At 64.7% G+C, this 7702-nt stretch carries 7 protein-coding genes; 5 read left to right on the forward strand and 2 right to left on the reverse strand.

The genetic code is table 11. The features are described 5' to 3' along the window. Positions 1 to 20 precede the first annotated feature (20 nt). The 4 genes from UP10_RS07155 to UP10_RS07170 are packed head-to-tail and all read left to right on the forward strand — an operon-like array spanning position 21 to position 3805. Positions 21 to 977: an ABC transporter permease gene (locus UP10_RS07155; protein WP_044586656.1), complete on the forward strand. Its 957-nt coding sequence runs from the start codon at positions 21 to 23 to the stop codon at positions 975 to 977. Beyond that, positions 943 to 1860 carry an ABC transporter permease gene (locus UP10_RS07160; protein WP_044586657.1) on the forward strand — a complete coding sequence of 306 codons (918 nt, stop codon included), beginning with the start codon at positions 943 to 945 and terminating at the stop codon, positions 1858 to 1860. Before UP10_RS07155 ends, UP10_RS07160 begins: the two co-directional genes overlap by 35 nt. Continuing rightward, entirely contained in the window at positions 1860 to 2840 is a 981-nt protein-coding gene (locus tag UP10_RS07165; protein ID WP_044586658.1) for an ABC transporter ATP-binding protein, read from the forward strand. Before UP10_RS07160 ends, UP10_RS07165 begins: the two co-directional genes overlap by 1 nt. Next, positions 2837 to 3805, forward strand: a complete 969-nt coding sequence (locus UP10_RS07170) for an ABC transporter ATP-binding protein (protein WP_044586659.1) — start codon at positions 2837 to 2839, stop codon at positions 3803 to 3805. Before UP10_RS07165 ends, UP10_RS07170 begins: the two co-directional genes overlap by 4 nt. 172 nt (positions 3806 to 3977) lie before the next feature. On the opposite strand, the gene UP10_RS07175 is transcribed toward UP10_RS07170, so the two are convergent. Beyond that, positions 3978 to 4967: a LysR family transcriptional regulator gene (locus UP10_RS07175; protein WP_044586660.1), complete on the reverse strand. Its 990-nt coding sequence runs from the start codon at positions 4965 to 4967 to the stop codon at positions 3978 to 3980. Between the two features lie 105 nt (positions 4968 to 5072). Here UP10_RS07175 and bla point away from each other — a divergent pair, with 105 nt between their 5' ends. Further along, a complete protein-coding gene (gene bla, locus UP10_RS07180) occupies positions 5073 to 5975 on the forward strand; it encodes a class A beta-lactamase (protein WP_156179690.1) in 903 nt (300 codons plus the stop codon). A 524-nt stretch (positions 5976 to 6499) separates the two neighbouring features. Here bla and UP10_RS07185 read toward each other — a convergent pair. Continuing rightward, the gene (locus UP10_RS07185) at positions 6500 to 7624 is read right to left on the reverse strand and encodes an IS110 family RNA-guided transposase (protein WP_044586661.1); all 1125 of its coding nucleotides are present in this window, start codon (positions 7622 to 7624) and stop codon (positions 6500 to 6502) included. Positions 7625 to 7702: the final 78 nt, after the last annotated feature.

Consider the following 7702-nt stretch of genomic DNA (forward strand, 5'->3'; position numbering starts at 1 on the left):
CTTAGGCGGATTGTTCGTTCATGAGTCAGTACATCCTGCGTCGTCTGATGATCGCGATTCCGAGCCTGCTCGGGATTTCGCTTGTCCTGTTCGTCGTGCTGGCGCTCGCGCCGGGCGACCCGTTCAGCGAACTGGCGACCAACCCGAACGTGCCGCCCGGAGTCCAGGCCGCACTGCGGGCCAAGTTCGGCCTCGACGATCCGATCTATCTTCGCTATCTGCACTGGCTCGCCGCGATGGTGCATGGCGACTGGGGCTTTTCCTTCGTCAGCCGGGTCGATGTCGATACGCTGATCCTGCAGCGACTGCCCACCACGCTCTACGTGATCGGCTCGGCGCAACTGCTGGCGCTGTTGATCGCTATCCCGGTCGGCGTCTATGCCGCCACCCGCCCCTATTCGCTGTTCGACCAGATCGCCAACACCTTCGCCTTCATCGGCTTCTCGCTGCCGACCTTCTTCACCGGCATCCTGTTCATCCTGGTCTTCTCGGTGAAGCTGGACTGGCTGCCGTTCGTCTACACCGACGTCCCCGGCAGCGGGATCCCCTGGGCGCTCGAAATGATCCGGCAGGCGATCATGCCTGTGATGGTGCTCGGGCTGTTCCAGGCGGCGTCGATGACCCGCTTCGTGCGCTCGGCCATGCTCGACGTGATCCGCCTCGACTATGTCACCACCGCCCGCGCCAAGGGGCTCGGGCAGGCCAAGGTGATCGTCAAGCATGTGATGCGCAATGCGATGATCCCGGTCGTCACCCTGATCGCGCTGCAGATGCCCGCCGTGTTCGGCGGCGCCATCGTCACCGAGCAGATATTCCGGATTCCCGGCATCGGTTCGCTCTTGATTTCCTCCATTCTCGCCAATGACACGCCGGTCGTGATGGCCGTGACCTTCGTCTTCGCGTGTCTCGTCGTCCTGTTCAACCTGATTGCAGATGTCCTCTATGGCTGGCTTGACCCTCGCATCTCCTTCCGCTGAGCGGCGCGGCTACTCGCCCGGGCGGGAAGCCTGGCGGCGCTATCGCCGGCACCGGCCTGCCGTGGTCAGCGCCGTGCTGTTGCTGTTGCTGATCGCAGCGGTCGTGCTCGGGCCGTTCATCTGGCGTGTCTCCGCCAGCGACATCGACGTCGTGGCCGGCATGCAGGGTCCGTCGCTGGCGCATCCCTTCGGCACCGACGATCTCGGCCAGGACATCCTTGCCCGCATGATCTATGGCGGCCGGATCTCGCTCGCCGTTGGGCTTGCCGCGATGCTGGTCTCGGTGTTCGTCGGCACGCTGATCGGCGCGCTGGCCGGCATGTCGCGCGGCCCGCTCGGCTATGCGCTGATGTGGCTCACCGACCTGTTCCTGTCGCTGCCACAACTGCCGCTGCTGCTGATGCTGATCTATCTGTTCCGCGACGGATTGAAGGCCGCGTTCGGCCCGGAGGGTGGCATCTTCATCCTGATCGTGCTCGTGATCGGCGGCCTGCGCTGGATGCCGGTGGCGCGCCTGGTGCGCGCCCAGTTCCTCTCCTTGCGCGAAAAGGAGTTCGTCGAGGCGGCGCGTGCGCTTGGCGCCAGCCCGACGCGGCAGGTGATACGCCACATCCTGCCCAACGCGCTCGGACCCGTGATCATCGCCGGCACGATCGACGTCGCCGCCGCCATCATCGCGGAATCGACGCTGTCGTTCCTCGGCCTCGGCTTTCCGCCTGACACCCCGACCTGGGGCCGCATCCTCTATGACGCCAAGGACTTTCTCGACATCGGCCCGCATTGGGCGCTGTTTCCAGGCGCCGCGATCTTCATCGCGGTGGTCGCCATCAACTTCATCGGCGACGGCCTGCGCGATGCGCTCGATGCGCGGAAGGTGATCTGATGGCGCCCTTGCTCGAGATCAAGGGCCTGAAAACCCATTTCACCACCGACGACGGCATCGTCCAGGCCGTCGATGGTGTCGACCTCAGCGTCAACAGAGGCGAGACGCTCTGCGTGGTCGGCGAATCCGGCTGCGGCAAGACCGTCACCGCGATGTCGATCCTGAAGCTGATCGCGATACCGCCCGGCCGCATCGTCGCGGGCCAGATCATCTTCGAGGGCCGCGACCTCGTCCCCCTCACCAGCCATCAGCTCGACGAGATCAGGGCCAAGGAGATCGGCTTCATCTTCCAGGAGCCGATGACCTCGCTCAATCCGGTGCTGACCATCGGCGAGCAGATCGCCGAAAGCCTGCGCCAGCATGAGGCCGTCACCAGGAAGCAGGCGATCGAGCGGACCATCGAGATGCTCAAGCTGGTGCAGATCCCGAACGCCGAGGGACGCGTGCATCATTATCCGCACCAGTTTTCCGGCGGCATGCGCCAGCGCGTCATGATCGCGATGGCGCTGGCCTGCCGGCCCAAGCTCGTGATCGCGGATGAGCCGACCACCGCGCTCGACGTCACCATCCAGGCGCAGATCCTCGACCTGTTGCAGGACATGAAGGAACGCCTCGGCATGGCGGTGATGCTGATCACCCATGCGATGGGCGTGGTTGCCGAGACCGCGCAGCGCGTCGTCGTGATGTATGCCGGCAAGGTGGTGGAAGAGGCCAATGTCGACGAATTGTTCGCCGATCCGCGCCACCCTTACACGCAGGGCTTGATCCGCTCGATCCCGCGCATCGATCTCGACGCCCAGCACAAGACGCGGCTGGAGACGATCGGTGGCTCGGTGCCGATCCTGATCAACCCGGCGCCCGGCTGCCGCTTCGCAGCGCGCTGCCGTCACGTCATGAGCATCTGCACCGAGACGGAGCCGGTGCTACGCAACGTCACACCGGGCCATCGCATCGCCTGCCATCTCGGAGATGCGCCATGAGCGAGCCGCTGCTGCGCGTCACCGACCTGAAGAAGCATTTTCCGGTGCTGGGCGGATTGCTGTCGCGCGAGGTCGGGCAGGTCTATGCGGTGGACGGCGTGTCGTTCTCGGTCAATCGCGGCGAGACGCTCGGGCTGGTCGGTGAATCCGGCTGCGGCAAATCCACCACCGGCCGCTGCGTGCTGCGCCTGATCGAGCCGACCTCCGGCGAGGTGGTGTTCGACGGCCAGAGCGTGATGGGCCTCGGCGGTGGCGATCTGCGCGCCATGCGGCGCAACATGCAGCTGGTGTTCCAGGATCCGTTCGCCTCGCTCAATCCGCGCATGACCATCGGCGCGATCCTCGGCGAACCCTTCATCATCCATAATCTGGTTGCGTCGGCCAGCGAGCGGGAAGACCGCGTCGCGGCCCTGCTGGTCAAGGTCGGGTTGAAGGCCGAGCATATGCGCCGCTACCCGCACGAATTCTCTGGCGGGCAGCGCCAGCGCATCGCGATCGCGCGGGCGCTCACGCTGTCGCCGAAGCTGATCGTCTGCGACGAGCCGGTGTCGGCGCTCGACGTCTCGATCCAGGCGCAGGTGATCAACCTGCTGGAGGACCTGCAGGCCGAGCTGAACCTCACCTATCTGTTCGTCGCCCACGATCTGTCCGTGGTGGAGCACATCTCGGACCGCGTCGCGGTGATGTATCTCGGCCGCATCGTCGAGCTCGCCAAGGCCAATGATCTCTACCGCAATCCGCAGCATCCCTACACCAGGGCGCTGCTCTCGGCCGTCCCGGTGCCGGACCCCAAGGCGAAGCGCGACCGGATCAGACTCAAGGGCGACGTGCCGAGCCCGATGAATCCACCGAAGGGCTGCCACTTCCACACCCGCTGCCCGATCGCCGAGGAACGCTGCAAGCAGACCGCGCCGGAATTGCGACAAGGCAGCGACGGGCATTTCGTGGCGTGTCATCTGGCGTAGCTGCGGCGCCAGATGCCAACAGGGGGTGAACTGCCAAAATATCGAAAACAACCCCATGCAGAGTAGCCGGCGGCTGCCGGCGTTCGACACGGCTACTTGACACGTCGGGCAACTCAGGGATATTATTCCATTATTCCGAAATCACAGCCACGATAGCTCCCGTCACCAGGGGTTAACGCCGCTTCGTCTTGGCTTTGGTCTTGGCTTTGGTCTTGGTCGGTGGCTTCGGTCTGGCCTTTGCCTTCATCTTCCGCCGCGGTGCCGGCGTCACCGCCACCTCCTCCACTTCACGCGCATCCGTTCGCAGCGTCTCCAGCAGCCAATCCCGGAACGCGCGCATGCCCGGCGTAACGTCCTTCGACTTCAGCCAGGTCAGCCAGTACGACCCCGCCGCGACCTCGATCGCGAACGGCCGGGCCAGCCGGCCGGACGCCAGCTCGTTCTGAAACATCGCGATAGGCACCAGCCCGACGCCAACGCCGCGCGCGGCGGCTTCGGCCATCGCCACCGAGCTGTCGAAGATCGGCCCTTGGATTTTCGGGCACGGCGCACCCGCGACCGCGAACCAGAGTGGCCATTCCTCGGCGCGGTAGGAGCGCAGCAAGAATTCCTGCGCCAGATCGGACGGCTTGCGCAGCCGTGCCGCAATTTCAGGCCGGCACACCGGCGAAAACGGCGCGGCGATGAGATGGATCGCCTCGGTGCCGTGCCACGAGCCGTCGCCGAAGCGCAGCGCAAGATCGAGCCCGTCGCCCGCGATGTCGATGCGGTTGTTGTTGGTCATCAGACGCAGGTCGACGTAGGGATGCGCGCGCTTGAAGCGATCGATCCGCTGCAGCAGCCATCCGGTCGCAAAGGTCGCGACGCAGCCGACGGTGACGACCTCGCGGGTTTCCTTCGCCTCGATCCGCTCGATCGCAACCCCGATACGATCGAACGCGTCGGTCAGCACCGGCAACAGCGCCAGGCCTTCATCTGTCAGCACGAGGCCGCGCGGCAGGCGCCGAAACAAAGTGGCACCCAGCGTGTCCTCGAGCTGCTTGACCTGATGGCTGATCGCAGTCTGTGTCACGCGCAGCTCGAGCCCTGCGCGGGTAAAGCTCAAGAGCCGCGCCGAGGCCTCGAAGGCGCGTAGCGCATTCAGCGGAAGGTGCCGGCGCACAATGTCATGACCAAGTTTTTATCATGCCTCGCTGTATAAATGATTGTTTGTCCATCGTCACGCCGTTCGGCAGGTTCGCGCCGCCAACGGAGCATGGGAATCGATATGCTGACGAGACGGACTTTTGGATTGCGGGCGCTGGGCCTGGCCACCTCTTTCGCCTTGCCGCGGCAAGCCGCGGCGACGGAACACGACGCGCTGACCCAGCGGCTGCAGCAGGAATTTGCACGCATCGAGCTGGCGACCAGCGGCCGGCTCGGCGTCGCCGCGCTCGATACCGAGACCGGATTGCGCGCCAGCCTGCGCGGCGACGAGCGGTTCCCGATGTGCAGCACCTTCAAGGCGCTTGCGACCGCCGCGGTGCTGCACCGGGTCGATCGCGGCGAATCCAGCCTCGACCAACGCGTGCAAATTCAGGCCAAGGATATCTTGACCTACGCGCCCATCACCAGGGAACACGTCGGATCGGACATGACCCTGTCCGAACTCTGCGAGGCCGCTATCACGCAAAGCGACAATACCGCCGCCAATCTGCTGCTGCGCGAACTCGGCGGGCCCGCCGGCCTCACCAGCTTCTTCCGGACCATCGGCGACAATGTTAGCCGGCTCGACCGCTGGGAGGTGGCGCTGAACGAGGGGGTATCAGGCGATCCGCGCGACACCACGAGTCCGGCGGCAATGCTGAAGAATTTGCAGCGCGTCGTGCTCGGCGATGTCCTGCAGGCCACCTCGCGGCAGAAGCTCACCGACTGGATGGTCGCCACCAAGACCGGCGACGCGCGGCTGCGCGCCGGCGCTCCCCGCGACTGGCGGGTCGGCGACAAGACCGGCACCGGCGATCGCGGCACCTATAACGATATCGGCGTGTTCTGGCCGCCCGGCCGCAAGCCGATCGTGGTGACGGTCTACCTGACCGGCGCAAGCGCGCCCGCGGCAAAGTGCGACGAGGTGATCGCCAATGTCGCACGCGCGGTCGCGAATGCGAGCGCCGCCCAACGCGGCGGCTAGCGCGATACGACATCGCCGCGCGGCTGAGTTGCGCTGCGCGGCTTGGGCCGCGTACTCATAAATTAACCGCGTGAATCGATGTCCGCTTGTCCCCCAAGAGCGGCGCGAAAGCGGACGTTGTCGGCCTTCCGAGAAGGGCCAAAGGACTCTGATGTCCCTAGTCAAGCGCTGAGGGCGCAATTGGTCGCCCTCTTGCTGCCATTCTGGCTTGAGGGTCTGGGCGATAGATCGTGCAGGGGTGAGGGCGGGGACCTGAAGACGTCGGTGATCAAACTCTGATTCGCGGGTTGGGTACCGCATTTCCGTTTGTTCGTCCGGGGCTGTCCCTGTCTAAACGCGGGCATCGATCTTGCGATCGGCCACATAGTCCAAGCGGGAGTTCCCCTGCCGTGGCCCCGCCCTCGCTGCTGCACGATTGATGTTCGATGATGCTCCGCTGTTATTGGGCCGTTGCTACGTGTCAGGGCGGAGGGGTTGTGGGCCGGTCGAGCCCTCATAGCTCGAGCGGTCCATGACCCTGGTCTTTAGTTCGCCGTTGCATGAGATCCCGCGACTTCGCGGTTGATCGCCCAGATGAAGGCCGACAGCTCGCGGGCGATCGCAGTTACCACGATCGTCGGCCGCTTGCCCTTCCGCGTCATTGTCCGGAAGCGGCCACAAAGCCGTATCTGCGCCTTCCAGGCAATCTCGCGGGCCGTTCGTGGTGCGGCCCCGATCCTGGTCTGCATGTCCTTGCTGACGCGGGGTGGGAAACGGTAACTCCACGCAGCCTCGATGAGCAGCCGTCGTGCTCGCGCGTTGCCGGCCTTGGTGATGCCACCCCGCTTGACGTTCTCTCCGGTAGATCTCTCTGACGGGGTAAGGCCAAGATAGGCCATCAACTGGCGGGGGTTCTCGAAGCGCGACAGATCGCCAAGCTCGGCCAGGAACGCGACCGCACCGACCATGTCGACGCCACGCATGGCCTGCACTGCCTCGATGACCGGCGCCAGAGTCCAGTCCGCGACGGCCTCGCGCATGGCCTGCTCCAACCGCTCGATCCGTTCCCGGACCTGTCGTACAGCCAACAACATTTCCTCGAAGGCGATGCGCTGCTCGCGATGCTCAAGCTTGAGGCCGGTGAGCCAGTTGAGGTGCGTCCGCCCCCAGGTTTTCTTGCCCGGATAGTGACGGCCGAGACGCAGCAGTAGCGAGGAGACGTTCTGGCGCTTGACTCTGTAGTCCTTGACCGCGGCGTCGCGAGCCCGCACGAGGTCCCGCATCGCCTCGTGACGCTCATCAGGCACCCAGACCGCCGTCAGCTCACCGGCCCTGAGCAGCTTCACGAGATTGACGGCATCGCGCCGATTGGTTTTGACCCGATCACCTGGCTTGGATGGGATCAGCGACGGTGCCACCACAATGCAGTCATGGCCGATGCTCTTGATCAAGCGGTAGAGACCGTAACCTGTCGGGCCAGCCTCGTAGCAGAACGTCAATCGAGCATGTTTGCTCGCAAGTTTTGCGACGAGCTTGCGTGTCTCGGCTTCAGTATTGTCGATCTCGCCGAGATATCGAATCTCACCGGCTCGACCGGCATCGGCAATCGCCACCGCATTGCGCAATTTCGCAGTGTCCAACGCCACGAATGCTTCGCTATGATGCTCCATGACTCGCCCCTTTGTGTGAGGCTCTACCCGGCCTATCCGGGCAGCCCTCGTCATCACATCGAGGGTGAGTCGCCTTCA

The sequence above is a fragment of the Bradyrhizobium sp. LTSPM299 genome, assembly GCF_000938235.1.
Taxonomy (GTDB): domain Bacteria; phylum Pseudomonadota; class Alphaproteobacteria; order Rhizobiales; family Xanthobacteraceae; genus Bradyrhizobium.

What these genes read in the sequence shown, in the direction of transcription:
- UP10_RS07155 (WP_044586656.1), top strand. Translation starts at nt 21, where the DNA reads ATGAGTCAGTACATCCTGCGTCGTCTGATGATCGCGATTCCGAGCCTG.
- UP10_RS07160 (WP_044586657.1), top strand. Translation starts at nt 943, where the DNA reads ATGGCTGGCTTGACCCTCGCATCTCCTTCCGCTGAGCGGCGCGGCTAC.
- UP10_RS07165 (WP_044586658.1), top strand. Translation starts at nt 1,860, where the DNA reads ATGGCGCCCTTGCTCGAGATCAAGGGCCTGAAAACCCATTTCACCACC.
- UP10_RS07170 (WP_044586659.1), top strand. Translation starts at nt 2,837, where the DNA reads ATGAGCGAGCCGCTGCTGCGCGTCACCGACCTGAAGAAGCATTTTCCG.
- bla (WP_156179690.1), top strand. Translation starts at nt 5,073, where the DNA reads ATGCTGACGAGACGGACTTTTGGATTGCGGGCGCTGGGCCTGGCCACC.
- UP10_RS07185 (WP_044586661.1), bottom strand. Translation starts at nt 7,624, where the DNA reads ATGGAGCATCATAGCGAAGCATTCGTGGCGTTGGACACTGCGAAATTG.